Origin of the sequence: Microbulbifer sp. CNSA002 (assembly GCF_047324085.1) — a bacterium.
Taxonomy (GTDB): Bacteria; Pseudomonadota; Gammaproteobacteria; order Pseudomonadales; family Cellvibrionaceae; genus Microbulbifer.
Genome location: NZ_CP172449.1, coordinates 3,632,582 through 3,659,488, shown reverse-complemented (window position 1 = coordinate 3,659,488; position 26,907 = coordinate 3,632,582). Strand labels below are relative to the sequence as shown.

Sequence of the window (26,907 nt, the reverse complement as noted above, 5' to 3'; positions counted from 1 at the left end):
TATGGCCGAGATAGTCTCTACAGTTCTACCATTTGCACTGGATTTTCTAGCTACTTCTTTCTTCTCAATATTGTGGGCGGGGTTGGTTTTTATTGTTATTTGGCTGGCAACAGCTAGAAATAAAGACAGCTTTAATGCGATATACCATTGGCGAAGTTTCTGGTTGTGTGCAATGGTTGCTGCCGGTTCCCCATTTTTTCTTGCGCAATTGAGCGACCAGTTAACGTTGGGTATTGCTCCGGATCTGAATTTTGAATTACCGCCAGCTTATGAGGTTACCTCTATACCACCAATTAACATAGTTCTGCATGAGTATGTATCGACCTCTTTGAGTTCTGTTGAATTACTGGCTTTTCTTTGGTTGCTTATATATCTGTCCGGGGTGTTTTTTACCTTATCTAAAGTGGTAGTGAGTCAGTTTTTCTATGGCAAGAAATTGCGTTTAATAGCAAATAATAAGCTTTCTGTTGTTAAATTTGACCAGTTTTTTACTTCATCTCAAAGTGATTTTCTAATCGGAAGTAAGACTCAGGTGTTTATAACACACTCAACGATTACACCATTTGTGATGCAGCTATTCAGTCGTAAATTGGTGCTTCCCTCCTATATTTTATCAATGAATGAAACGGAGCGTCATCTAATCATTGAGCATGAAATTATGCACTTGAAAAGGCTTGACCCCTTGTTGATTCTGATTGTGCATATATTTACTTGCATCCTATGGTTCAATCCCTTCTTAGGTTGGATGAAGTCTCGATTCAGTTGGGCGATAGAGTTGGGGTGCGATCGCGAAGTTCTAAAGTCATGTAAGCGAGAATTGCACCGTGTTTATGCACAAGCAATGATTGACACTCTTCGACGGAACTCTTCACAAAGAACAAGTGACTGGGTTGTAGCTTTCTCTTTCTCTGGTGGTACGAGTCAGGCTCCTTTTTTCCGACGCAGACTTTTGAATATTATGGAAGCCTCAAGGGCGGGGGCTAATAATGGCGAATTAGGTGTCTATTTACGCGCTATGTTGTTCTGCAGTTTTTCAACCATTTTAATACTCGGAGGGCTACTGTTAAAACCGGGATTAACAATGGCTTCAGTGGAGATTACCAAATTGACAGTCCCGGTTGAGAGTGCCCGTATTAGTAGCCCTTTTGGTGATTTCAGTAAAATTCGCAAAAAACCCCATGAAGGTACTGACTTTGCGGCACCGATTGGTACTCCGGTGGTTTCAGCTGAAAGTGGTGTTGTAATAGTCTCTACTGATGATTATAAGCATAAAAATTATGGGAAAATCATAATTATTGATCATGGTAATAATACGAAAACTCTGTACTCCCATTTAAATGAGCGGGAGGTTGAGGCAGGGCAGTCAGTACGTGCCGGCCAGGCGATAGGAACTGTGGGTATATCAGGGCGTGTAACAGGGCCACATCTTCACTTTGAACTTATCAAAGAAGGCAAGCGAATCAACCCAGACACTTTGCTTGCGAAGTAAGGGGGGAGTGTGATTTATTACTTAAGAAAAGTAGGGTTACCTGTGAGGCGATTAACTATTTTCTTTCTGATCGATATCTGGAGGATGGCTTTGTTGCTGGTTCTTTTATCGATTCAATCACTGGCGATAGCAGGGCCGTTATTGGAAAACCATTCCAATGTTAAATCGGTACAATATGATTTATCTTTTACATTGCCCCTACTCAATGATCTATCCTTGGTACATCAAGATGAAGGGATGCAGCGTAGGGAGGTGGCCCCTCCATATAGAGTTGAGGAAGAATATCTAGAGCGCACAAAAAAAGTTCAACTAGCTAAAAACCAAGGGGTTTTATCACTATTGGTGGATAGTGGAGTCGATCGTGCAGAAGCGTATAAAATAATTCAGGCTTTGTCGGAACATGTCAATGTCAGTATCCTACCAGTTGGTAAGGAATTTAACTTAACAATAGATACCACTGGAAAGCTTAATAAGCTTACCTTGGTTGTTGGCTTTGCAGAGAGTTTGGAGTTGGTTAGACATGGAGACAATTATAGAGCTAATCAATTTGAATCTCCTGTCGATGCCAGGAAATACTATGTTAAAGGTGAAATTTCGGGCAGTTTATACCAAAGTGGAAAAGAGTCTGGCCTATCTAATTCTGTACTCACAAAACTAAATGAAATATTTAGTTATTCCGTAGATTTTCAACGGCAGATTCGAGCAGGTGATCAATTCTCTGTTTTCTATGATACCTTGTTCAATAGCCAAACTGGAAAGGAAAAACTAAATAGAATTTTATTTGCTGAGCTTATTCTTAGTGGAGAAAAGATAAGTTTATATCGGTTTTCTACTGAGGGACCTCAGGGGGTGGATTATTTTTACCCTGATGGCCAAGGCTCTAGAGGGTTTCTAATGCGTACTCCGTTAGAGAATGCAAGGTTGTCATCTTATTTTGGGCGTCGCAAGCACCCAGTCCTAGGGTATACCCGAGTACATAAAGGTTTGGACTTTGGAGCCCCTTTGGGCACGCCGATATTGGCTGCAGGTGATGGTATTATTGAGCGAGCTTCTTATTTTGGTAGTTTCGGCAACTATATTCGTATTCGCCATGGCTCCGGGATAAAGACTATTTATGCGCACCTTAAGGGGTACGCGAAAGGAATTAGTAAAGGGGGAAGAGTAAAACAGGGGCAGGTAATCGGTTACCTTGGCGCTACAGGTCGTGTGCAGGGGCGTCACTTGCACTATGAGATTCATAAAAATGGTACGGCTGTTGATCCATTAAGGCTTGACCTCCCTATTAGTAAGGGGCTGGTAGGAGATTCTTTAAATCAATTTTCTCAACAGGTTCAAAAGATTCAAGATGAATTGATAAAGTACGCTCAACCAAATCAGTTTGATTCATAATTAAGCTTTTCTTTATCTTTTTTATTTCTCTCTCACCTTATTATATTCAGGGTTTAACTGAATTACATTTTGTTGGTAGCGAATTTTTTCTTAAAGCAATATTGAGTATAAAATTAAACTAGGTTAAATATGATTAGAGCTATTCTGCTGATAGCCATTCTGGTGCTGTCTAATTCACTAATTGCAGAGCCCCTCATTACCAAGGTTTCTGAATCTTTTGAGTTAAGTGGATCTAAAATATACACAGTTGACTCTGATATTCTCAAACGCAAATACGACTTATATGTGAAGTTACCATCAGGTTACTCGAACGATGACAATAAAAATAAGACCTACCCGATAATTTACCTTAATGATGGGCCTCATACATTTAAGGTTGCCTCGGGTGTTACACACTTTAAGGATATGGATAAAGCCATCGTAGTTGCTATTTCATTCGCTCACGGAGAAAACGGGCAGTATAGTCGAGTTCGAGATCTCACGCCCGTAGTCGATAGTGGGTGGAAGCGTTATACAACTGGTGGAGCCAGTAAGTACTTACAGTTTATTGAAAAAGAAGTAATGCCCTTTATTGAGGGGAGTTTTAGGGGGGATCCCACACGTAGGATTCTTTCAGGTCATTCATTGGGTGGATCTTTTGGTGCTTGGGTATTACTTACCAATCCACAGTTGTTTTCCACTTATATCCTGACAAGTCCTTCTCTTTGGTTTAAGGATGAAATGATCTTTGATTTGGAGAATAAATATGCAAGCCATAACAACACACTGCCTGTAAACGTCTATATTGCCACTGGCGCTTTGGAGACAATACAAAAGAGCCACATGCGTAATGATATGGTAGATGGGCATAAGAGATTTCTTGCTAAATTACAGTCGCGTAATTATCGTGGATTAAAGCTTAGTGGAGAGGTGGTGAGCGGTACGGACCACTATTCCACTTTCCCGGTGGGGTTGGCAAAAGGTTTAAGGTGGGTATATCAGGATTTGTGGGCAATATAATAATTCTCGCGGTAAAAGAAGAGCTATAGCTGCCCGCGACAAATGGTAGATCTGTTGTGCTATTGGAATTATGCGCGTTTGCCACTTTGTCCGGTCATTACTGCCGCGCCAATCATATGGGCTAAACGTAGAGCTTCAGGGACATACCCAGTGTCAGTGGTTTGCTCTAACACCTGGGCGGCAATCCCCGGTTCACATCCCTGCACTTGAAAATGGAAGTTATTGTAGTTATGGATACTCCCAGCTTTCATCAGGGTCTCTTTACGCAGTAGATAGTCAGGAAAATTTTGCAGCGCTTTATCAATGGCTTGAATGTCTGGTGGTTTTCGCATTAACGCGATACAAGGGCGCTGTAAGATATCGGCCAGCTTGGGCAGATCAATAATATTGAAACCACCCACTGCTACTCCATCGGTCAATACGACATTTACCTGGCTGTAGAATTTACTTTCTTTCAGCAGTGTGGCAAGAGTTTCTGTAGCTTCCATCCCATCTTTGCTTACCTGCCCCCAAAGCATTCCCTCAAAGCGAGTTTTGGTGCAGATAATACCGCTTACTTTTACCGGCGCGCCCCTTCGTTTTTCAAAAGGGGCGTCATCAAAACCGATAACTCGGATCTGCTTCCTTAATCGTAATAATTCTGCCAGAGGCTTCATTATTTCTTGTTGCCCTGAAGAAATAAGTAGGGAAATAACTTTAGTTTTTCCTCATGGCTTAATGATTCCATACGACGGATATTATTTTCTGGAATACTCTCTGGATCTGGATATAGATCAATCATTTTTTCCAGGTTCTCTTCTCTCAGCAGGTGTAAGATAGGATAGGGTGCGCGATTAGTTAGGTTTTCCGCATCGGCGGCTGCAGTGCCAGCAAATTGATAATCTGGGTGGAAGCTGGCTAATTGATAGGTTCCTACATAGTCGTTGCGTTCCAGTAACCACTCTGCTAAATCCAGGAACTGGTTGTAGTCGCTGAATTTCCCTAGGTGATTAGGGATAATCAATAAGGTGGTAAGCAATTCAGATTCCGAAGTGGTATCGAGCCGACGTAATTCCGACAATAGATCACTGAGTAGCGCCTCGTCTCCTGTGGCAGGACTCACCTTGAGTCGAATTTGCCCTGCACGCAGAGGTTTGCGTGCGAAAGGGCAGAGGTTGAGACCGACAACCACATCAGTAAGCCATTGTTCTACCGCCTGAGTAACAGCTTTTTCCATTTGACTGCTTACCACATAAGATCATCGGGGATCTGAAAGTCTGCATAGGGATCATCTTCATCTACCACTGCTGAACTTTCAGCAGGCCTGATTACGATATCGCTATTGCGCTCCGCAATTTTCTCGGCAATAACCCGTGGAACCAACTCAAATTGTTCTCCCTGGACAACAATCATCAGGCGCCCCGCAATCAAGTGATCCCTTAATTCTTCGCTGACATAGATGGTTTTGATTTTTTTGTCGAAAGTGAAGTTATAAGTAATTTCACCAGAATAAGGTTGGCGATTTTTTTCCACCAATTGCTTGATTTGCGCGGCAATAGCTTTCTGCTGTGCAGCCGCATCGCGCTCAGCATTGAGGGCGCGATCACGAGCGGCTTTCTCTGCTTGAGCCTTTTGTGCTGCTAGCTTTGTTTCATCAATCTGGGGTTGTGAAGACTTCTTCGCAACTTTCTGTTGCTTCCGTTTATCTTTGCTGATTTGTTTGGCTTTCTTTTTATCGACAAGTCCTGCTTGGAGTAGTTGGTCTTGCAATGAGGCCATAGTCTCTTCCCCGTGAAAGTCTAAAGTTTCGGCAGCCTTTACAGGTATGCCTGATCAAATTTTCACCAACCATATGGGTTGATAGTTTGTGAGGGTATTTTACCTGAAGATGGTCCAACTACCGCTAAAGATTTTTATGGTGTCCAAGGCTTACCGGAGGTAGCAGTTGCGATGATTTCATCGGGTTCCTTGCCGTCACTCAGCATTTGAGCGCCCCCTGGAATTACCAGGGCTGAGCCAGTAGCAATAGCCACCCGCTTGCCACTGGGAGTATCAATGTTGCAAGAGGATACTCTCAGCTGCCGGCCGCGGTGGAGTACCTGCGCCTCCAGAATCAAGTCGCCACTGTTGAGCTTGGCTGGGCGAGCAAAGCGGATATGCATGTCCAGAGTAGCGAATATAGATCCTGCAGGCAGTGTGGAGTAGACCGCGCCTCCCATGGTGAAATCTGCGGCCCATGCCAAAAGTCCACCATATATAGAAAGGGTCCCATTGGAGAACCAGGGAGAGGAGGGCATAGTCGAGATACAGCGACCATTTTCAACCTCTATTGCGCGGTAACCTGTGAGCATCCAGATAGGGTGAGTTCGCCCCTCACTAATCGTGGTTCTCTGCAGTTCGATAGGGACTTGCTCCGGTAAGTGTGCCATGTCGCAAAAGAACGTTTTTGGAGGAGGGCGAAGATAAGGGTCAGGTGTATCTGTTGGTCCTAGGTCGGGAATTGGAAGCTCCTGATCTGGGTTGACTGGAAAGTCGGCAATAAGGCAGCGAGTGCTACCGAAAGCGAGGGTTCTCCCCTCCTGATCGTTAATCTGAATACTTGAGAGCCCCACCTGGTTGCCTGAATGAACGGTCGTAGCTCTACCAACAATATTTTGTGTACTGCTAGTGATGGGTCGAATAAAGCACATATTTAATTCTGATGTGCTCAAGACTTTACCAGCTGGCAAGGTTGTCCATATTGCGGAGGCCAAGGGGGCGTCTGCAAACATCGCATAGATACCCCCCCAATAGATCCCGGTCCCATCAGCTAGCCACGGCGTAATAGGCATAGAATAGGTGGCCTTACCAAGGCCGGCCTCGGTGGGAGTCATACCCGTTAGTCGCCAAAAAGGGGGCCCGGGTAAGCTGCCGCGAATGTAACGTTTAAAGGTGTCGAGACCAGGTTGCTGCAACGCCCTGAGGTCACAGATGGCACCACGATGGACTTCGTCGGTGATATTGGTCATCCCCCAGCCTCCAGTTGCTTCTAGGACAAGGGTAATGTGAGGGTTTGTTGGATGCGAGAAAGGGAGAAAGCTGCGGAAGAGTCTTTTACCCTAACAGCGCAGCTATCGATCGGCGGATACTGGTTATGGAGCTAAGTTGGGTAGTTTGGCTACGATATGGGTATTCGGGATAGGCTGCCCCTCCATAAATAGATTTATCGCATCCTGGACTTCAGGAGAAGCCATTAATAAATTATGCCCTGCATTTTCGACTGTTACTTTAGTGGCGTTTTTGAACCCTGAAATGGCTTCATATTGACCTTCCAGATAAGTTCTTCCGTCCAAGGTCCCGCTAAATAGTAATACCGGAATATTGCTGACTGGCTTTTCTCGAAATTTATCCCCAAGGTCTAACTCTGGTGCCAAATTATCGTAGTGCAGAGAGAAATTTAGGTAGTCTTTCAGTAGAGATTTTTGTGCCTGCTCAACAACCTGTGCTTTACGCTTCATATCAATTCCAGAGGCTATATCCATCGCCGTAGGCATCGGGCGCAGGGATATGGGTATGCCTGGTTGCAGAAATTCATCGGGGAAGTAACGTCTGGGCACCTTGTCGAAACTTAATGTAGCTCCTTGGTCCAAATCGCGATAAAACCTGAGTAGATGGCTGACACTTTTAGGGTCCGCAATGAATGCCGAGGCTAGTTGTTGCATATCCCTACGCTGTAGGAGGGATTCGACTTCCCTGCCATCCCGTTGAGGGATTTTAATTTTCAATGGTTGTGACTCAAGTTTTTTATGGACTCGGCTTATAAGTGCTTTAATATCTGGATAGGCTTTTTTTGCTGCGGGTTGCTGATTGACTGCCTGTTGTAGACGGTTTAGATAGTAATCTGTTCGGGCGGGCAGCTTGATGGTTTGGTCCAAACCCTCTGCACTGGATAAAATTAGCTTATCAATAGAACCTTCGATCTCCTTTACCGCTGCCAAAGAGAGATGGCTTCCATAAGATGTTCCCCACAATACTATTTTCTCTGCACCCAAATGGCTCCGTATGGCATCAAGATCTCGGGCATTTTCGAGAGTATTATAGGCATTTAGGTTTACACCAGTAAGCTCCCAAAAATGTAAGCACTCTTTTAGGGCTTTGCGGTGGTAGTTGATATACTGGGTATCGGTGATTGGTTCAAGGGAAGGTACAATTTGCTTGGATTCACAATTGGGAAGGTCATTGGAGCGGCCGCTACCACGTTGATCTAATGCGATAACATCACCAAATTGTCGCAACGCCATAAACATATCAAAGCGATAGTTAACGGCCGTAATTCCTGAGCCACCAGGGCCGCCTGCCAGGTAGATTATTGGTGGGCCCACTTTCTTTCCTGTTGCAGGAAACCTTACATATTGGAGGGTGATATTACGGCTATCTTTCTTAGTGCGATCTTCTGGTACCTCAATAAAGCCTTGATAGCCCTCTGCAGTTTGTTTGCTCCATGTAGTAAAGGTGTGCGGTTTTTCATTGTTAATGGACTTTGCTGATCCGCTGACAGGGCTCAGTGATAGCATTATTATTAGCGGAGCGAAAAGATGTGCTTTTTTGGCATTATTTTTCATTGTTTCGATACTTCCTTATTGTCGAACTTAGGCGAATGTTATTGTTTTAGATTGGGCTCTTATTTTCAAGTGGATAAATAGTTTATTCGAGAGCTCATGGGGCTTTTCTCGATATAGATACCCCGTGAATATCGGTAATATAAGCTATTAACCTCTCACTAGGGGTTTCGATTTAATTAGGCTGTCAGACAGAAGTCCGGAAAATAGTAGGTGGATGTTTAAACCCCAGTACTAATGGGCTTATAGGGTCCGTGCAAGGTTATAATCAATGATAGGCAATATTGCTACTCTATGAAAGCTAGCTTTCCTTAAATTCACTATATAGCAATTAAGCTCTTGCTCTAAAATAACTAAAAAATGGTTCTACGCCTGGGGTGGCAAGTGTTCAGGTATTATGGGTTGTTATATAAAATCATTATGCTCAGATTCATGGGGCGCCTCTGATGTAGATATTTTACCTGAAGCAGGGTGTCTGAGAGAGGATCGTATGGCGATTTGAAGTTTATCATCCCTAGATAATAGCTTTGGTAAAGTGAGGCTATAGTGTCAATGAAAAAATGCCAGCTATAACAATAAGGATAGCCTTTTTATCTTTGGTTTGTTCATCACACCTATGAGATTTTTATAAATTTTAGTGGTTGTATATCGTTGATATAAAAGACCTTTGTATTGATAAAACTGTCATCTAGTAGCTCATATTTTTATTGCTCTTACATTCTCGTTCTGTATAGCAAGCCAAGTCCTAAATGGCAGTAGTTGGAAATGAAGTGCCATGATTTGCTTCTGGAATAATGAGCAGTCGGGGGCTTATCTCTAGCCTTCTTCAATGATTAATTTTCTTTGGGGCTGCCTCGCTCCCCTTACCATGTCGTTGCGAATTTGGCTTTTTTCTGGAGTTTCTATAGCACCAAATCCAATAAACACCTTTCGGTAATTAGAGCTGAAAGTAGCTTTCATATTAAAGATTCTTGCACGATCGTGCCACACCGATATCCTGCTGAGGATATAGTCATCAAAGCCGCTTAGCCTGGTAAGCAACATATATGTGCCAAACAGCCCGCCTAGAGAGTGCGCTATAAAGGTGTGTCCGATGTCAGATAGGCTATGTGATCTTGCTAGGAGGGGCAAAATGACGTCATGAATAAAAGTGGCATGCGCATAGGCCTTGCCAGTTAAATATTTCCAGTTTTTATCGCTGATGGGGGTAAAGTCCCGAAGACGGCTGGCATGATTTTTGACCCTTTTGAGTAAGATAGTCCAACTAAAATGACTTCCTGCAGTTTGCCAAAATCCATCGGCACTTGAGTTGTACCTGAAGTGGCCTGAAAGGCTGAGTCTGCATCTGTCATAAGCACTAAAGGATATCGTTAGTCGAGGGTACTTTCGTAACTCTTAGGTAACTTAACGTAAAGTGAATAGGACCTAGTACTGATAGGATCTTTAACTCCAGGCTGCTGCTTCGAGGAATTTGGAACGGTGAGATGTCTGCGTTCAATGAAAGTGAAGGGGCTGAACAAAGGCTGAGAGTGCAAAACAAGGTTGCTTAGGGCCCTCTCAGGGCTTTAGCACGGATAAAACGCTTGTACTTTTTGTATAGTGGCTTGACAGGCTCTATAAACGAAAGTGTCATTTTCTTTCCCAGTTGCGACTATGCCGGCGTGAACAAAAAGTCAGGAAAGTACTCTAGCATATAGAAATGATTCATCTTGAAAACTGTTCGCATAAGATTTATTCAAAAGATAGCAATTTTTTTTGTAATAAGATAAAGAGTATGAAGCTCTCAATGTTTCTGTGGAAGTGTAAAAATCTACTTTACTACTACAAAAACGGAAGAAGTAAGTAATTCTATTTTTATATTTCGTAATGTAACTTTTTCATATCTACAATTATCCAAGTACTTGTTCCATTTTCCCCTCTTTTATTTTCCCTCCTTTTGAAGGTTAATAGTCTACGATTTGATTAGCCTTTAGGCGCTGAAGTTCATAGTAATACCTCTCTATGCTTGTAATTTAGGCGTTACTTTTTTCCAGTCACTGGAGGTGGTCGTTTATCGTATGTTTTTTGTCTACTCTCTGTGTTTTTAGGGGAAGTTAACTTTAGTAAAACTAAAGACTTATATCGGTTTAGCTAGTTGATACTCGATTTTGAAAAGAAGGCTGGTTTTGTACTACAAAAATAATTTGACCAAAAAATAATTGATCGATGGTTTGTTTTGTTCATTGTCTCTAGAGAGCCTCTGTAATTTGTACTAAGTATTGCAAAATTTTCCAGAAGCTCAGGGAAACCGGTCGGTCACACGAGATGGTTTACTAGAAAAATGGAAAACTTATATCAGGATGATGTGACGCAGTGGGTTGGTGAGTATGGATTGGATTTGAAACGTTACTTTTCTTCCCGAGTTAATCTATCTGATGTTGATGATCTAGTTCAGGAGGTTTTTATTCAGTTATATATTCGTATCAAAAAGTATGGAGGGCAAATCGAAAACCCAAGAATTTACATTTATGCCATGGCAAGAAATCTTTTGATTAGTCATGGTAGGCGTCAAAAGTCTAGGTGTGGAGGGTTACATGACTCTATTGATCACAAAGTCGATATCCCTTACATGATTAGTCCGGAACGGACGGTGATGGGAATACAGGCTTATACCCGAGTTCTGGAAGCTATTTTAGGATTGCCGCCAAGAGCTGGTACAGCTTTTCGCTATCATCGCTTTGAGGGAATGACTTATCAAGCAATTGCGGAGCAAATGGGAATCTCTAAGGATTCGGTTAAAGAGTTAATACAGCGTGCTTTGACCAAGGTTAGGCAGGTGGCAGAGGAAGCTCCTTGATGGCGCAAAATAGGTCATATTGTGCTGTAGGTTGTGACCTTTTTTCGAGTAGATGTCTAACGGGACAACAAGCTCAACTAGAAATTTTTTGGTGAGTGATTCTGCTAGCGCTACGCCAGAGGTTTGGCTTTTTAGTTCTAACTGTTGCAGCTTCCTAAATATTTAGTTAATAATTCTGCTTTAGCTCCCCAAAAATCAAGTTTATTTTTTATCCCCCCTTTCTTTTAGCTCTCGCGTCTTAAATGTTGTTGAGCCTGAAATAGGTTTATATCAGGTCAATAACCCAATAATACCGACAATAAAGAGAGACGTAGTGTGATGATGAAACCTGTCAAAAAGAAAACATTGATTGCACAAGCGATTTATCAATCTGGACATTCATGCCAAATTACTCCCTGGTACAGCTCCATTGTTGCCTCTTTGGCATTTGCAGTTGTTCCTACCATTTCTAGTGCCCAGGAGAGTGAAGAAGGTAAACACCCAAGACAGGTGATTGAGGAGATCACGGTTACTGCGCAGAAGATTGAAGAGAGTATTCAAGATGTGCCCATTGCAGTATCTGCACTCAGTGGTGACAGTATGGATGACCTTAAAATTGAGCGGGGGGAAGAGTTGCTACGAGCTGTCCCAAATGCCAATTTTTCTAAATCCAACTTCAGCACCTATAACTTCTCTATTCGCGGTATAGGCACTAAAGCTGTTTCTGCTGCTTCGGACCCGGCGGTTGCTGTGAGCTTCAACAATACTCCTTTAATTCGCAATCGATTATTTGAGCAAGAATTCTTTGATGTGCAACGGGTTGAAGTCTTGCGTGGCCCCCAAGGTACACTTTATGGCCGCAACGCGACAGCTGGCGTAGTTAATATGTTGCCAATTATGCCTGGAGATGAGTTTGCCTCTGAGATCAAGGCGGAGGTGGGCAGTTATAATACCAAGCGCGCCAGCGGAATGTTTAATATGCCATTGGGGGAGACCATGGCGTTGCGTTTCTCCGGGGCCATGACTAAGCGTGATGGTTTTGATTACAACACTTATACCGGTAACGATGTTAATGACCGCGATCTATATTCTACTCGTGCAATTTTTGAGTGGGAACCCAGTGAATCCTTTAGTGCCAATTTAATATGGCAGCACTTTGAAGAAGATGATCGGCGCTCGCGCACGGGCAAGCAACTTTGTACAAAAGATCCAGGCCGAACACATATTGGTGATACTGAACTAACAGGCTTTACGCCAGTGTTTTTTAGTCAGGGTTGTCTGCCTAGCTCGATTTATAGTGATGACGCTTACAGCGTACCCAATGCTCAGGGTTTTGCGAGCGTTTTGGCTACCGGGTTAATTGTCACGAGCTATGGCCAGGTTATTGACTGGTTTACTGACCCTTATGCGAATTCAACGCAGTCACGTGATCTTCGTAAAATTGAAACCAGTTATGATCCGGTATTTCGCGCAGAGAATGACTTAGTGCAACTGAACTTCGAATGGGGCCTGACAGACTCTCTTACATTTTACTCTCAGTCGACTTATGCTAAGGACGATTACTATTCATCCCAAGATTATAATCGTTATGTTTCAGATCCCATCTTTAATGATGGGGGTAATTTAGAACCTACACCGGGGGGAGTTTTTACTGATCCACAGTTGGGACCCTCTGAAGGACTGTTGGCGGTTGATATTAGTCGATCAGATAATAAACAGTGGAGCCAGGAATTCCGATTGCAGACATCTTTCGATGGCCCTTGGAATTTTTCAGTGGGCACAAACTATTTAGACTTTAAAACCCAAGATGACTATTTTGTATTCAATAATATATTTAGTATGGTGGCGCAATATCTATATAATGCCGACCGCGATGAAAATTTCAACTTAGTATTTCAAAACTGTACTGATCCAGAAGTAAATGTTGGTTCAGATTGTATTTATGTTGACCCTAATTCGATAGAAAACATTGATGAGGAAGGACATAACTATTTCTTGAGCCGAAATTTGGTGGAAGTTAATTCTTGGGCATTATTTGGTGAAACTTATTGGCAAATTAATGATGATGTAAAGCTAACTACCGGCCTTCGCTATACAAATGATCGCAAGCGCTCTACTCCAGTACCCAGTCAGCTGTTGTTAGGTACTTTTTATGATCCGGTAACGGGGGAAGTCTCCTCCGGTGAAGTCTCCGGGGGGCTTGTCCATCGAGGCTATCCGGAAGGTGATCCGGCTACTCAGAACTGGAAGGAGTACACCGGGCGTGCAGTTTTGGACTGGAGAACGGATCTGCCCTTTACGGATGAAACTATGCTCTATATGTCCTTTGCGCACGGCTATAAAGGTGGTGGTACTAACCCTCCCCGAGCCGAGGTTGATCCAGCAATAGTACAGTTTCAGCCCCTGGAAGATTCTTTTGAGCCGGAGTTTGTCAACGCAATTGAGTTTGGCAGTAAGAACATTCTTTTCGATGGTAGCTTATCGCTTAATGCTAGTGCCTTTTACTACGATTATACCGACTATCAAGTCTCTCAAATTGTTGACAGAATTTCTCTCAATGAGAATTTTGATGCGGAAACTATGGGGCTTGAGCTTGAGCTGGCTTGGCAGCTTACAGATGCAACACGAATAGATATGAATTTAGGGTACCTAAAAACCCGAATTGCAGACGGAGAGGAATCTGTTGACGTGATGGATCGTACTCAGGGCAATGAAGATTGGGTACTGGTTCGTCCTAGCATCCAGGTGCCGTCTAACTGTATTGCACCTGTGGATTTAGTTGAAACGGTTATGGCAGCGCCTAATATTTTCGCTATTTGGTCGCTTTGTGCGGGTTCCGCCCAGTATGGTTCATTCTCTCCAGAAATCGAAGTCTCGGATGCATTGCGCCATGATATCAATTATGGAGTTGATTCCTACAACCCGCTAACCGATGCACCTAATGGGGGGCGTGGTTTTGCTGCTGATTTAAGTGGAAATGAGTTACCCAACGCACCACGTTTCACCGTTAATTTCGGAGTGGAACATACGATTCCTATTGAGAATTGGGATTTAACTCTACGAGCAGATTACTACCGTCAGTCGGAAAGTTATGCTCGTGTATATAATACTGAGTATGATCGTTTGAAGGCTTGGAGTAATCTCAATGCTTCAGTTAGCCTCAGCAATCCTGACTCTGATCTATATATGCAGCTCTACGTGAAGAATATTTTTGATGATGCGCCTATCACTGATATGTTCACTAATAGTGATGATTCAGGTCTTACTACTAATGTGTTTACATTAGAGCCTCGTATTGTTGGCTTAAGTGTTAGTAAAGGGTTTTGATTAATCCGGTGAAATCTGTGATTCATTGTTTAGATTTGATTGAATGAATATGTAGGTTGGTGAGAGGATTTCTTGCCAACCTTTTTTTGCATTTTTATAGATGTCTTCTGAAGTCTAGTGGTCTTGGCTTTAGGGGCGCTGCCAGTTTTCGTACTGCATATGAGTTTTTGGTTACAAAAATAGTCATTGATTATTGTTGGCAGGTATATAAGTTAACTGTTTCCGTAATGCTAGTGTTGTTAGCATCTAGGGCTATTAATTAAGGCGGGATAGACTTAGAGGCTGTATAGGTGAAATGAGAGCTTGTTGAAATTACACTATTAATTTCCCTCTAGCTGTCTGAACCTGTGCTGGGAGTTTTGGCGCTGTTGAAGGTAGTTTTTCCATTGACTGATTCAATGATCTTATGAGGTCTCCAGCATATTCACCGGCTGTCGTCTTAATAGGTCTATTTTTAATGAGCATGGTATTGCTCATGCACTTATAGGATAAATCGTGAGGTTCCATCTTGCTGAAAAAATCAATTTATTTTCATCGTTTACTTCTTGCTTTCAGTAAGGTTGAGAGCTTTTATTTTGCGCTTTGCTGTAGTGAAGCGAATGTTGAAATTCCAGTATCGAGGTATCGACGATAAATCCTGGAAGGCCAAATAATGGATTGATTGTATTTTATGGTTTATTTTATTGTTGGCTTTCATTTGTTAGTAAGCTCAGTTAAGTAGGGTGTCCAAGGTCATCCCTCTCAGTCAAATTTCCAAAGAATATGGGTTTCGCTTTATTAAAATTCACTTGCCTTGATTTAGTTAAAAATTCAATTTAATCGATAAAATGGATTTATAGGCAGATTAAGTAGTTGTGATGGAGAATTGTGGGTTAGTAAAGATAGTGCCACTTACGGTGCATGGGAAACCGGTTGCGTTATTGTGAGGAAGCTCAGTCTCATCGGAAGCGATTTCCCCAATTAGAGTATTGAGCGGATATGTCCTTACTCTTACAGTTCGTTATAAGTTTTTTTGTAAAGCGTCAGAGACTTGAAATAACTTATGGAGCTCTGGTGTCGAGGCAATTGAATTGCCGGTTGGCACCAAAAGATAAAGCGCGCCAGGTCGGGAGTATTTGCCCATAGCGGACCACCTGCTATCGGCTTCTACACCTTGTAGGCTGTATTTGCTGCCCTCAAGGCAATTTTGTTTGGTTTTTGCTCTCCCTGCTCCAGATTCATATTGCTATACTCCGCGCCCTTGAAAGCCCCCTGTCTTTATATGGAGAACTTGATGTCTGATTCACAGTGCGATATTGGCTTTATCGGCGCCGGTGTGATGGGTAAGAACCTGATCCTGAACCTGGCCGACAATGGCTATAGGGTCTGTGCCTTTGATTTGGATCACAACCGGCTGAATGCGCTGCTGGAGCAGGACAAGAAAGAGCGTGGAGATCAGCCTGCGCGTGTTGAAGCCTGCAACTCTTACACAGAGCTGTTGGCGAAGGTTAAAGCCCCGCACTTGATTATTCTCTCGGTTCCGGCTGGAGACCCCGTTGATGATGTATGCAGCAAGTTACTCGATGCGGGCTTAAAGGCTGACGATATCGTTGTTGATACTGGTAATAGCCTGTGGACCGACTCTGTGGAGCGGGCTAAACGGTATGAAGGCAAATTGATCTTCTTCACCACCGCAGTATCCGGTGGCGAAGTGGGTGCTCGTTTTGGGCCATCCCTGATGCCCAGCGGCGACCGTTATGCCTGGAGTCGTATTGAGCCAGTTTGGCATGCTATTGCCGCCAAAGTGGATAAAGCCAGCGGCCAGCCGATTGAACGCTTTGAGCCTGGCAATCCGGTTCGCGAAGGTGAGCCCTGTGCGGCTTATATCGGCCCGATAGGCTCAGGCCACTATGTGAAGATGGTGCATAACGGTATTGAATATGCCGATATGCAGATGATCTGTGAGGCCTACCATGTGATGCGCACGGCGCTGGGTATGGCCCCAGAGGAAATTGCAGAGGTATTCCGCGAGTGGAATCGAGGCCCGCTGAACAGCTATCTGATCAATATCAGTGCGGAAGTGCTCTCTACCTTGGACTCCGTGACAGAACAACCGCTGGTAGATGTTATCCTCGACCGAGCAGGGCAAAAAGGTACTGGTCTCTGGACAGCCATGAGCAGTCTGGAAGTGGGCTGTCCGGCTCCGAGTATTGCCGAAGCGGTTTACGCCCGTTCATTATCTACCCGGAAGGTATTGCGCACCCGCGCAGCGAAGAAGCTGCAAGGGCCTGAGTTGACACCAGTGGCTTCAGAGCAGCGGGAAGAGGTGATTGCACAGCTACACGACGCTCTCTACTGCGCAAAAATCTGTGTTTACGCCCAGGGCTTCGATTTGATGAAGCTGGCTGCGCGGGAGCAGGGATGGCAGTTGAACTTCTCTGAAATTGCCAGAATTTGGCGTGCAGGCTGCATCATTCGAGCAGTGTTCCTGCAATCTATTAGTGATGCTTACGATCGAGATTCCAAGCTTTCCAACTTGCTACTGGATGATTTCTTCACCCAGCAGATTGCCGATCACCAGGCCAACTGGCGCCAAGCGGTGGCGAGCGCCACTCTGAATGGTATTCCGGTGCCGGCCCTGTCATCGGCGCTCAATTACTACGATGCCTTCCGCACCGAGTCGCTGCCGGCGAACCTGCTACAAGGACAGCGTGATTTCTTTGGAGCCCATACCTTTGCGCGTGTGGACCAGCCTGAGCAGCGCAAGTACCACGTCCAGTGGACCGAACCTGGCCGCCCAATGGTTGAGATCTGATTGATGGGGTAGGGGGCAGGTGATACGTGCCTTTCAGGTACGCATCACTATGTGAGTTCCCTAAAGAACGACCTCTTCTACCTCTTTGGCCAGGGCCTCCGCCTCTTGGCGGCTGGCTTTGGCCACCAGTTCCTCAACGCTAGCCGACTCGGTGTTTACGCCACCGAAGGCGGAGAGCAAGTCCTTGATCAGGGCTGAGATCTCCAGAGTCATCACCGCAAAATCTGCATCAAATCGCTGGGCTGCACTTTCTGCATCGGCACTATCGGCTTTATCCAGAAGCTCGTCACTGAACTTGATACGCTTAAGGGATAGCTGATCATCTACCAGGAATTCAACGCCCCCGCGCCAAGTCAGCCCCAGCTTGTGCACTTGTAGCCCGGCCACCAAATGATTGTGAATTTCCTCGGCACAGAGGTCCTGGTTTTTACAGCGGATAACACTGCCGCTGTCTTTGGGATCGCGCAACTCACATTCGTGGCCAAAATCGAATTGAAGGGGGGCTTCAGGGGCACTGAGCCAGTGGGTCATCGTTTGCTGAGGCAGGTTCTTAGCGGAGAGTGGTACCACGGCAAGGCTACTGATAGCCTCGCGGAGGTTCTCCAGCAGTTCCTCGGCGGCGGAGGCAGAAGAGGCGTCAACCACTACCCAACCATCCTGAGGTGCAATATAGGCATATTGCAGACGGGAGCGAGCGAATGCCTTGGGGCGCATTTCAAGGAGAATCTCGTCTTTAAGGTTTTGCCGCTCCTTGCGACCTACCTGCCTGGCTTCTTTTTCAGAAATAGCTTGTGCCAGCTCTTCAACTTTCTCATTGACTACCGCAGCAGGAATCACTTTTTCTTGCTTCTTAGCACAGACCATTAGGTAGCCATTCGTTGCGTGCACCAACTGGCTGCCGTGGCGCCCTAGTGGAGGCACCCACCCATAGCGAGTGCTGTCCTGACTGCCACAGGGAACAAATGCATGGGGCTCCAGCAATTCGTTCAATTTTTCAGCATCCAGGGAAAATTCTTTCGTCAAACGATAAATACGGAGGTTTTTAAACCACATACATCAGGCCATCTGTTTTCAGTTGCGAGTGCGGCCTGCATTATGCGGAAACCGGGGCGGGGCAGCTAGAGCCTGTTAACACTTAATTGATGGGTTCTTTAAGTTGTTATCAAGCTCCAGAATATTACTGGTCCAAGGCGGTGAAAATTTGTTCAGCCGAACTTGTCAGGCCTGGCTGAACAAAGGTTTATTTGAGAATACTGTCTATTGCTTTGCCACTATCCTGCGAGAACTCTTCTGACTTATGGCCGAGCAGTTGTAGTGCGGTTGCGGCTATCTGATCCTGAAAAATAGCTTCTCCCCTGGATACTTCTCCCAAGGCCTTAATGTCTGGGCCCAGTGCGGCAATCCAGATTTCATTGGAGCCGGGTATACCCGCTTTGTGGGGGGGGTCTTCTTTACCGAAGTATTGGGTCAGTGCAGGGCCACTGGCGTGGTGGGGCCAGGATTCAGCGGTGTTGCCACGCCCGTGGTCAACAGTAATGAGTAGGTTGGTATTGTCTCGGTATTGATCAAGAGATTGCAGTGTCTGCCAGAGTTTGGCGAGTATCATGTCGCTCCGATGTGCGGAGTGGAGATACTGGTGATATTCCTCATCGTGGGCAAAATCGTCAGTTTCACCTAGGGCAATGTACATTACCTTGGGCTTTTTGCTAATTAAGTACTCTTTTGCAAATCCATAGGTAAATGCATCGGGCCGCACGTTTTCCCAGAAAACCGGCAGTTGCCCCTGCAAATCATTGAGAAACCCTGCTCTTTGGCTCAATTTTGGCCAATCGGCAGCTTCCAGCCCCGCGTTAATGTAAATACCACTGCGATCACGATTAAGTATCGAGGAGAATACCCCCCAGCTACCGAATGCAGCGATTTGGCCTTTGTACTCAGATTTGCTGTTTAGCCACTCGAGAAAGGTAGTATTGGCATTGGGAGTTGGGTCGTTACTATTGATTTTGGGGTCGGCGGAGCCGGTTAAAATCTCATTGTAACCGGGATAGGAAAACCACCAGCTATTGGTAACTTGTGCTTTAGACCCCTTGTCGCGATTGCCAATTAAAACCCCTTCTTTAGCCACTGTTTGCCAGATAAAAGGCAATAATTTTTGACGTTTTTCGATGAGTGAATCGCCGTGAAAGTGATTGATAAGGTCTTGTTTATTTTCAGTGAACTCTGTGTGGTTGAGAAGTTCAGGGTCATAACCGGAGAACACTTCCTGCCAGCGCAAGCCGTCGATAGTAACTAATACGAGGTTGTCTGCGGCAAGGGATTGAGTAGAAAGAAACAGGGGCAGGATTGCTGTAGTCAATTTGTTCATTGAAAGAGCTCTTTGCATATTTTTGGATTATTTATATTTGTCGCAAATAATCAAAATTATTTTTCGACTATATTTATTATTTATTGCACTTTATTTTTGAATCTACTGCTTGACTAAACATACGCACAATCGGCTAGCATTTCCAGCCGATTGTGTGGCTGCCAAAAAAATCTTAGAAATCAATAGTTGCAGAGAGTGAGGCTGTCCGTGGAGCACCTATCCAGGCACCGCCAGAAACGACAGTTCCTAAGTAATCCTCATCCAGTAAATTATTTATCACTAAATTCAGGTTGGCTCCCCGTAGTGCAGGGCTAAATTCTCCCAGATTCATGCCCAGGTAGGCATCGACAACTACATAGGAGTCAGCTGTCCAGCTATTGTCTAAGTCGACAAAGCGATCTCCGGTAAACTTACTGGAGATGCCACCGTAAAATATTTCAGAATTCCAATCCAGGCCAATCACATAGAGTTGATCAGCTATTCCGACTACGTCATTCCCTGGTGTTATTCCTTGAGTTTCATCTACTGCTGAGTTTCCTGAGCCAATATAGGTAGTGTCCAGCAGGGTATAGGATGTATAGAGATTTAGAGTTTCTGATAAATCGTAGTCCAGGAAAAGTTCCAGACCATCAGATTCGATTCCGCCGGCATTAAAATAGGTCCCATTGGTACCTATCAAATAGTTATTACCTGCGGAAGTATTGTTATCCAGGAAAATGATCCGGTTTTCAAAATCATTTTGAAAATAGGTGGCAGTTGCCGAGAAATTATCGGCGGTATAGCGAAGCCCTAGCTCTGTGGTCTCTGAGGTTTCCGGTTCGATATTGTCGAGATCTGAATCGGGCCGCTCTAATACGCTGTCTCCAATCGCCTTAAAGTTTTCAGCGTAGCCTGTGAACAGCTCTGCACCTTCCAGGGGTGTTTCCCAAATCAAACCGGCGGAGAGCAGGATATCTGAATCAGAGTCAACACTTGCATCGGAAGACTCCTGAAACAGATCTTCCCTTTCAACATCGACAAAGAACTGCTTGGCGCCCAGTGTCAAAGTGAGAGTGTCGATGGTCAGGGAGTTCTGTAAATACCACTTTGTGCTGGTGGAGGGGTAACTGCGGTCGTATTGCACCCAATAGGGTGTTGAATTGAAACTGGCACCTTGAGTTGCATCAATGATTTTGTGCCAATCGCGGTGTTCGTCACGGGTGGAGTCTTCATACCAGAGGCCGCCTCGCAGCTCATTGTCTAACCCGGCGATGGTGGTAGCATATGTAAAGTCTAGAGTCAGTCCGGCACGCTCTTTCTCATAATGAGTGTGCCGATAAGACATCGCGGGTATGGCGCCCTCTGCATAGCAATCTGGATTGTAGGCTGGTCCTGAATCGCCATAGATATTGGTGACTGACGCTGTACATGTTTCATCGTAAGTAAGGGCATTGCCATTGGCATCAACAAAATAAATGATGCCCGACTGGCTACCGCCGTAGGCAGTTGAGCCGCCGAGGAACTCGGACTCGCCCTGTTCACTGTCATCTGTAATATCAACCAGGTAAGGGGGCACCCAGTCCCCGCGGCCTTCGTTGCTGTGGTAATAGAGTCCGGCCTGTAGATTGAATGAATCTGTCAGGTCAAAATCGAACTGGGTGTAGGCCAGCAGGTTCTCACGCAAGGTAGACCAGCCACGGCGATAAAGTTGATCGATATAAGGAATACCGGACCAGTTGCCGGTAAGGAAATCGTTTTCAGGGTACTCTTTAAATTGGGCGTCCGAATAGACTCGTTGATAGTTATCTTCGTGGATATCGTCGTAAGATAGGTAGGCCTTGATGGTACCAGCTTCCAAGCTGGTCACTAGTTTTGCCGCGATGTGCTCTCGTTCATTCTCAGCAGTTTCAGTAATCCAGTCGGTCGCTTCCTGGTTAGAGTATGAGATCCAGGCTTTGCTGTTCCCGGCAAAAATACCAGTGTCATAGCGAAAATATACTCTCTGTGCATCAAATTCGCCTGTGGACAGTTCTATTCGACTGCGCTGTGTGTCCAAAGGATCATCAGTGCGATAATCAATAGTGCCTCCCAGGGCTTCGTGGGAACGTGAAGCGATATCTGAAGTACCCTGTGATACTTCTATTGAACCGATATTACCCGGATCAACAAAGCGGTTTGCTTTTGAGCCTCCACCGTAATTCGAACCGCCATTGGGAATACCATCGATGGTGGTGCCAATTTGCTGTTCATCTAAGCTGTTAGTAAATCCGCGAATACTGATATTGGTTGACCAGTCGTCAAAGCCGTAAGTATCTCCTTCATTGACTGAGACACCGGGGAGGTTATCGATCAATGCATTAACGCTGGTGATAGAGGACTGTTGCTTGCGCATTGCCTCAGATACTTCGCTGCTGTTAAAAGTGCTACCGGAGCCCAGAACCATTACTTCTTCAATTTGTGCGTTGCTGAGGTCTTCAGCGGTCACGGGACTGGCACTCATTATTGTGGCCACTGAAATGGCGGCTGCCAGGTAGGTCTTTTTAGTATTCATCGGGATACCCCAGTTTGTAGTGATTCAGCAAGTGTTAACCAGCCTGGTTAGTGGCTTGGGTTATTTGCGCGCGTACATTGACGCGTCTTGATGAATAATTCTTTACAGGGGGGTTAAACTCTTTTTACCCGTTGGTGAATGCTCAATAAATCCTGAGAGCCAGAAACATGAGCTGTTTCAGACTGACTGAATAGTGTCCTTAGTAGTGGGGGTGATCCGGTGAGTAATCTTGATTGAGTGTAGGGGGGAGGGCTGAGTTACCCCAGCCCAATTTAAACAGAAATCAGATAGCAGCTTTCAAGGAAATGCCGGTGCAAGCTTCAATTGTTCCCCAAAGAACTCCCAGAACTGCATTCCAGACTTTCTCAATGGTGACTAACAGGAGTCCACGTAAAGTGTTGGCGAAGTTCTTGGCCATATCCTCCAGGGAGTCGAGAAAGTAATCTTGCAGGTCGCCAGATATTTCATCAGATGCAATTGCTTTAGCAATCATTTTTGTTTGCTGAGCCATTGCGGATAACTGGCGCTCGGAAAATCCCCTGAGTTCAGAAATATCACTGTTGATTACCGCAGAAGCTGCCCCTTTGATATCGGCAACGAGTTGGTTAACGTCAATAGACATAGTAATTTCCTCAGCGATTCAGAAAAGACTCATAGGTGAGTGCTTGGTCCATGGAAACAACAATTTCATTTTTGAATAGAGAAACAGCGGTTGCGTTTAGGCCCTTATCTTCATCTACCGTGCGCATCATGTTCAAACTCTCTGAAATTTTCTCCAGTGACGCAACACTGGGGGGTTCCCGCTCAAAGCTAATATTCCTGCCAGAAGATTCCAAATAGTTGTTAATCTTTTTGAGTAGTTTACTTTCAGGCGCAGGGCGGGTTTTCGATTGCATAGCCAGCGCATCTACTTTGCCGATCAATGCATGGTATCTCTCATCTCTTTTTGAGTAAGAATCTTTGTTAGTTCCACTGGAAACTGAAGAGAAAAATTCCATTATCTCTACATTGACAGTGGTTAAATCTGAGTATAGCGCGGCATCATAGCGCGGCGCCATTTGTGAGCATCCGCTAACTAGAATGGTAAGAAAGGCTAAAACTGCAAAGATTGCTATTGGCTGCCTTATCATGACAACTCCCCCTTTAATTTTCATTTTAATAGTTCAATTCGGCTCTTTTCAGCCGCCTAAAGGGTGGCTGAGAGATATACAGTTCTTTCCAATTTTTTCGTCTGGGTACCCATTTATACCGGTTCCAAAATCTCATGCGAGGTCGGCGAAATACTGGGATCATTTTCCTTTTCAAAGTAAGTCAGCAGTAAGCGAACAGCCTCCTGATTATCGAAATATCGGGAGTGAACTCGAGCTGCCAGTTTGTCCGGAAAAGTACCGTAAGACCCGATAATTCTCTCATAACAGTGGTGACGTGCTGGGACCGCAGAACCACTGGCAAACCAGTCTGAGTGAGATTTGATATCAATCCACTCGATTAGATCTTTTCTTTGTGACAGTTGTTCTACTTCATTCTGCAGCCAAGGAGCTTGCTTGCCCAGAACTTCGATTAGGGACCCCATTGTTAGGATACGGATTGGTTTACCGATTTGCGGAAGATCGGCAAAAAGGTCTACAGTAACAACACTGCCAAAACTATGTCCGACAATAGTTACGGAATCGTAGTCGTATAGTTTAATACTGCTTTCGAGCTGTTCCCTGACTCGTCGGATAATCTCAAAGCGGACTGCAGGCTTGCCCTTGGCCGCCGGCTCATTGGTGAGATAGCGCTTACAAAAGTCAGAAATATCTACTAGTAAGGCAACCGGCATAACGGCAACAATGGCAGTAGCAATCAGCCAGATCCGCCAGCCCCCTATATACTCAACACCTTGCTTGAGCTGTTGTACTGCGGGATAAAACGGGCTGTCACTGGTGGGCTCGACAGCTTCGACAAACAAAATGATGGTACCAATGTACCAAACAATAAAGGCTAATGCTGAAAGCGTTAAACCAAATGTCAGGTACTTTCGTTTAAGCACCCCTTTCCAAATATGGAGATTGGCCAGCCAGAACCAGATTAGGGAGAAGCCTCGGGCTAAGCGGACTTTCAGGCTCTGCTGGGTAATGCTAGGAACCAAGTCGTTCCAGTAAGCTTCAACCAGATCAAGCTCCTGTTTATCGTTGACCCTCAGGCGGTTGATGCCGGCAGGGACGGTAGGATCAGAAATCTGAGTGAGAGGCATACGCTCACTGGCTGCGATCATTCCCTCGGTGAACTCTGACAGTTGGGCGGTGCTGGTGACTCGTGTCAGTCCGGGCACCAGCATAATTAAGCTTCTTCTCATTGTTATTCCAATTGGCTCTATTCTGGAGATATAACCTTCTGCCAAGGTTTGCTACGGCCTTTGTTTTTTCTGTGTGAAAATCGTTTCAGTAAGTGAGTATTTCCATATATAAGTACGCTAGCCAGTAGCTAGCTGCGGTGTATCTCAGCGGTGAAATTTTGTGCGATGGCCAGCTCTATACTAACCGAAGAACATTGGATATAGGTGCATGTCAACTGAGTGTTACTCGATTTATATGTGATACAAAACGAGATGTAAATATAGAAAAGAAAAAGATTTATTGATTGGGAGAGCAAAAGCCACTTCGTGGTTCTTTTCTTAAATTATTTGTCGGAAGTTATTTCATCGCGGTTAAGGGGGAGACTAGCGAAGATAAAGAACTGTCGCTGCTTACACCGCACTCTGTGGAGGAATCAGAAGCGACAGGTTAAAATTTACTCTACGGTTTCTTTTTGTAGTTCAACTAAAATAAATTCGTTGCCGTAGAGATCTTCAAAGTGGGCAAACTCTGCACCCCCTTCAGAAGTGGGTGGCTTGCTGAAGTGAACGCCATTTTTTGCAAGTTTTTTATACTCCCTATCAAAATTATCTGTATAAATAACGGCACAAGGCTGCCCTGCAGTTTGTGCTCCCACTTTCTTTTGCTGGCTTTCAGAAGTTGCCTGAAGTAACCATATACCCATATCTTTTTGTGCCGGAAGTCGAATATGAACAAATCGATGCGGTGCTGCTTGAGTGTCAATAAATACTTCAAACCCCAATTTGTCACGATAAAAGGCAATAGCTTCTTCATAGTTGTTGACTAGGATTACCAGTCTGCCAATTGAGTTCATTAGGGGCTCCGTGATTGGCCTTATTGCTATTTCGATAAGAGGGATTATTTTTTTGATTAATAGGTGTACAGTTTTTCAAATAGTTTTTATTTGAGTAGCCTATACCAAAATGAATGCTTTTAGCGTGAAGCTGATAAGCTGTAAAAGTTTACTGAAGTTACAAAATATTTGAACTGTACATGTCGAAAGCGGTGTCAGTTTCTGGACCTTTACGCCAAGGTTACTAAGTGTTGGAATGAAAGACAGTCTCCCCATTGTTGGCCATCTAAGATGGAAACCGGACTTTCTATTGTTTATAGCCGATTACAGTGACTGTAAACGTTCAGTATATTAATTAATGATTTTGAGGGATGGTTGACAAAGTGAAAAGGATTTCATGTTTTCCTAAAGCTATAAACTCCGTTATGGTTTTTGTTGTTGTAGTACTGTGCCTACTCGAGCCCAGGTCTTCGATTGCTTGTACCCGAATACTCTATGAAACTGGCGATAAGACCTATATTACTGCCCGTAGCATGGACTGGAGTGATACCGATGCAGCTATGGCATTTTGGGTTTTCCCGCAGGGGATGGAGCGCAATGGTGGCTTGGGCCCAAAATCTATTACTTGGACATCGAAGTTTGGCTCAATTGTTATCAGTATTTACGATGCGGCTACAACTGATGGGCTCAATGAAAAGGGCCTCGTAGGCAACCTTTTATACTTGGCTGAGGCAGATTATGGGAGTGCTGCCGATAGGGATAAGCCGACTATCTCTGTTGGGGCCTGGTTGCAATACATCCTGGATAACTACGCAACGGTTGATGCTGCGGTAAAGGGGTTAAAGAGTGATCCATTCACTGTGGTTGGCGCAGATCTTCCCAATGGGAGACCGGCAAGTACACATATTGCAATTTCAGACCCCAGTGGTGATTCCGCTATTTTTGAATATCTTGATGGTGTGCTAAAGATACATCACGGTAAGCAGTTTACGGTAATGACTAATTCTCCTCCTTATGATCAGCAACTGGCAATCAATTCCTATTGGAATTCAATTGGAGGCCAAAACTTTCTACCGGGTACAATTAGTGCGGCGGACAGATTTGTACGGGCGAGTTATGCTTTAAAAACATCACCAGAATATAAAAAGTATCGCGATGCATTAGCATCCGCATTCTCCCAAATTCGTGCTGTCAGCGTGCCGCTGGGAATGGATGATCCCGATAAACCCAATATAGCCTCAACATTGTGGCGGTCGGTTATTGATCAAAAAAGTAGCCGCTACTATTTCGACTCTGTTATTAATCCATCAGTAATTTGGCTGGATATGGATAGTGTTTCTATTGAGCCGGGATCTAAAGTAATGACAATGAAATTAGATACTCCAATGGATACTGGTGGGGAAGTGGAATCTAAGTTGAGTGCTTCAGAACCCTTTAAGTTCCTCGCTCCAGGTAGCTGAATAAATACGATA

19 protein-coding genes are annotated in these 26,907 nt (G+C 44.6%); 7 read left to right on the top strand and 12 right to left on the bottom strand.

Translation table 11 applies throughout. From position 1 onward, the window contains the following. The first annotated feature begins 1 nt into the window (after position 1). The 3 genes from ACG1BZ_RS16180 (at position 2) to ACG1BZ_RS16170 (ending at position 3,877) form a co-directional block, all read left to right on the top strand. Positions 2–1,489, top strand: coding sequence for a M23/M56 family metallopeptidase (locus ACG1BZ_RS16180; RefSeq protein WP_413662722.1), 1,488 nt, complete (start codon positions 2–4; stop codon positions 1,487–1,489). Positions 1,490–1,498: 9 nt separating this feature from the next. Further along, positions 1,499–2,878, top strand: a complete 1,380-nt coding sequence (locus tag ACG1BZ_RS16175) for a peptidoglycan DD-metalloendopeptidase family protein (protein WP_413662721.1) — start codon at positions 1,499–1,501, stop codon at positions 2,876–2,878. A gap of 129 nt (positions 2,879–3,007) precedes the next feature. After that, positions 3,008–3,877 (top strand): alpha/beta hydrolase, encoded by an 870-nt coding sequence (locus tag ACG1BZ_RS16170; protein WP_413662720.1) that lies wholly within the window; start codon positions 3,008–3,010, stop codon positions 3,875–3,877. A gap of 68 nt (positions 3,878–3,945) precedes the next feature. On the opposite strand, the gene ACG1BZ_RS16165 is transcribed toward ACG1BZ_RS16170, so the two are convergent. The 5 genes from ACG1BZ_RS16165 to ACG1BZ_RS16145 all read right to left on the bottom strand — a co-directional run bounded on the left by ACG1BZ_RS16165 (position 3,946) and on the right by ACG1BZ_RS16145 (position 8,457). Beyond that, on the bottom strand, positions 3,946–4,533 hold the full coding sequence (locus ACG1BZ_RS16165) for a DUF99 family protein (RefSeq protein ID WP_413662719.1): 588 nt from the start codon (positions 4,531–4,533) through the stop codon (positions 3,946–3,948). After that, a complete protein-coding gene (locus ACG1BZ_RS16160; protein WP_413662718.1) occupies positions 4,533–5,093 on the bottom strand; it encodes a DUF1415 domain-containing protein in 561 nt (186 codons plus the stop codon). The genes ACG1BZ_RS16165 and ACG1BZ_RS16160 overlap by 1 nt, the downstream gene beginning before the upstream one ends. A gap of 8 nt (positions 5,094–5,101) precedes the next feature. Further along, complete coding sequence (locus ACG1BZ_RS16155) at positions 5,102–5,635, bottom strand: DUF2058 domain-containing protein (protein ID WP_413662717.1); 534 nt, start codon at positions 5,633–5,635, stop codon at positions 5,102–5,104. 134 nt (positions 5,636–5,769) lie between these two features. Further along, on the bottom strand, positions 5,770–6,864 hold the full coding sequence (locus ACG1BZ_RS16150; RefSeq protein WP_413662716.1) for a PaaI family thioesterase: 1,095 nt from the start codon (positions 6,862–6,864) through the stop codon (positions 5,770–5,772). A 123-nt stretch (positions 6,865–6,987) separates the two neighbouring features. Next, positions 6,988–8,457, bottom strand: coding sequence for an alpha/beta fold hydrolase (locus tag ACG1BZ_RS16145; RefSeq protein WP_413662715.1), 1,470 nt, complete (start codon positions 8,455–8,457; stop codon positions 6,988–6,990). Between the two features lie 2,317 nt (positions 8,458–10,774). On the opposite strand from ACG1BZ_RS16145, the gene ACG1BZ_RS16140 reads away from it, so the two are divergent. From ACG1BZ_RS16140 to gndA, 3 genes are all read left to right on the top strand, one after another. Then, positions 10,775–11,290 carry an RNA polymerase sigma factor gene (locus ACG1BZ_RS16140; protein WP_413662714.1) on the top strand — a complete coding sequence of 172 codons (516 nt, stop codon included), beginning with the start codon at positions 10,775–10,777 and terminating at the stop codon, positions 11,288–11,290. 318 nt (positions 11,291–11,608) lie between these two features. After that, entirely contained in the window at positions 11,609–14,596 is a 2,988-nt protein-coding gene (locus tag ACG1BZ_RS16135) for a TonB-dependent receptor (RefSeq protein ID WP_413662713.1), read from the top strand. A gap of 1,273 nt (positions 14,597–15,869) precedes the next feature. Next, on the top strand, positions 15,870–17,390 hold the full coding sequence (gene gndA / locus ACG1BZ_RS16130; protein ID WP_413662712.1) for an NADP-dependent phosphogluconate dehydrogenase: 1,521 nt from the start codon (positions 15,870–15,872) through the stop codon (positions 17,388–17,390). 60 nt (positions 17,391–17,450) lie between these two features. Here gndA and rdgC read toward each other — a convergent pair whose 3' ends face one another. From rdgC to ACG1BZ_RS16095, 7 genes are all read right to left on the bottom strand, one after another. Then, on the bottom strand, positions 17,451–18,443 hold the full coding sequence (gene rdgC / locus ACG1BZ_RS16125) for a recombination-associated protein RdgC (RefSeq protein WP_413662711.1): 993 nt from the start codon (positions 18,441–18,443) through the stop codon (positions 17,451–17,453). 187 nt (positions 18,444–18,630) lie between these two features. Continuing rightward, entirely contained in the window at positions 18,631–19,755 is a 1,125-nt protein-coding gene (locus ACG1BZ_RS16120; RefSeq protein ID WP_413662710.1) for an alkaline phosphatase family protein, read from the bottom strand. Between the two features lie 172 nt (positions 19,756–19,927). Beyond that, on the bottom strand, positions 19,928–22,285 hold the full coding sequence (locus ACG1BZ_RS16115; protein WP_413662709.1) for a TonB-dependent receptor domain-containing protein: 2,358 nt from the start codon (positions 22,283–22,285) through the stop codon (positions 19,928–19,930). Between the two features lie 283 nt (positions 22,286–22,568). Beyond that, entirely contained in the window at positions 22,569–22,907 is a 339-nt protein-coding gene (locus ACG1BZ_RS16110; protein ID WP_413662708.1) for a hypothetical protein, read from the bottom strand. Between the two features lie 10 nt (positions 22,908–22,917). Further along, on the bottom strand, positions 22,918–23,439 hold the full coding sequence (locus tag ACG1BZ_RS16105; RefSeq protein WP_413662707.1) for a hypothetical protein: 522 nt from the start codon (positions 23,437–23,439) through the stop codon (positions 22,918–22,920). An 89-nt stretch (positions 23,440–23,528) separates the two neighbouring features. Beyond that, positions 23,529–24,623 (bottom strand): hypothetical protein, encoded by a 1,095-nt coding sequence (locus ACG1BZ_RS16100; protein WP_413662706.1) that lies wholly within the window; start codon positions 24,621–24,623, stop codon positions 23,529–23,531. Between the two features lie 434 nt (positions 24,624–25,057). After that, the gene (locus ACG1BZ_RS16095; protein WP_413662705.1) at positions 25,058–25,456 is read right to left on the bottom strand and encodes a VOC family protein; all 399 of its coding nucleotides are present in this window, start codon (positions 25,454–25,456) and stop codon (positions 25,058–25,060) included. A gap of 404 nt (positions 25,457–25,860) precedes the next feature. On the opposite strand from ACG1BZ_RS16095, the gene ACG1BZ_RS16090 reads away from it, so the two are divergent. Continuing rightward, the gene (locus ACG1BZ_RS16090) at positions 25,861–26,895 is read left to right on the top strand and encodes a linear amide C-N hydrolase (RefSeq protein WP_413662704.1); all 1,035 of its coding nucleotides are present in this window, start codon (positions 25,861–25,863) and stop codon (positions 26,893–26,895) included. The last annotated feature ends 12 nt before the right edge of the window (positions 26,896–26,907 follow it).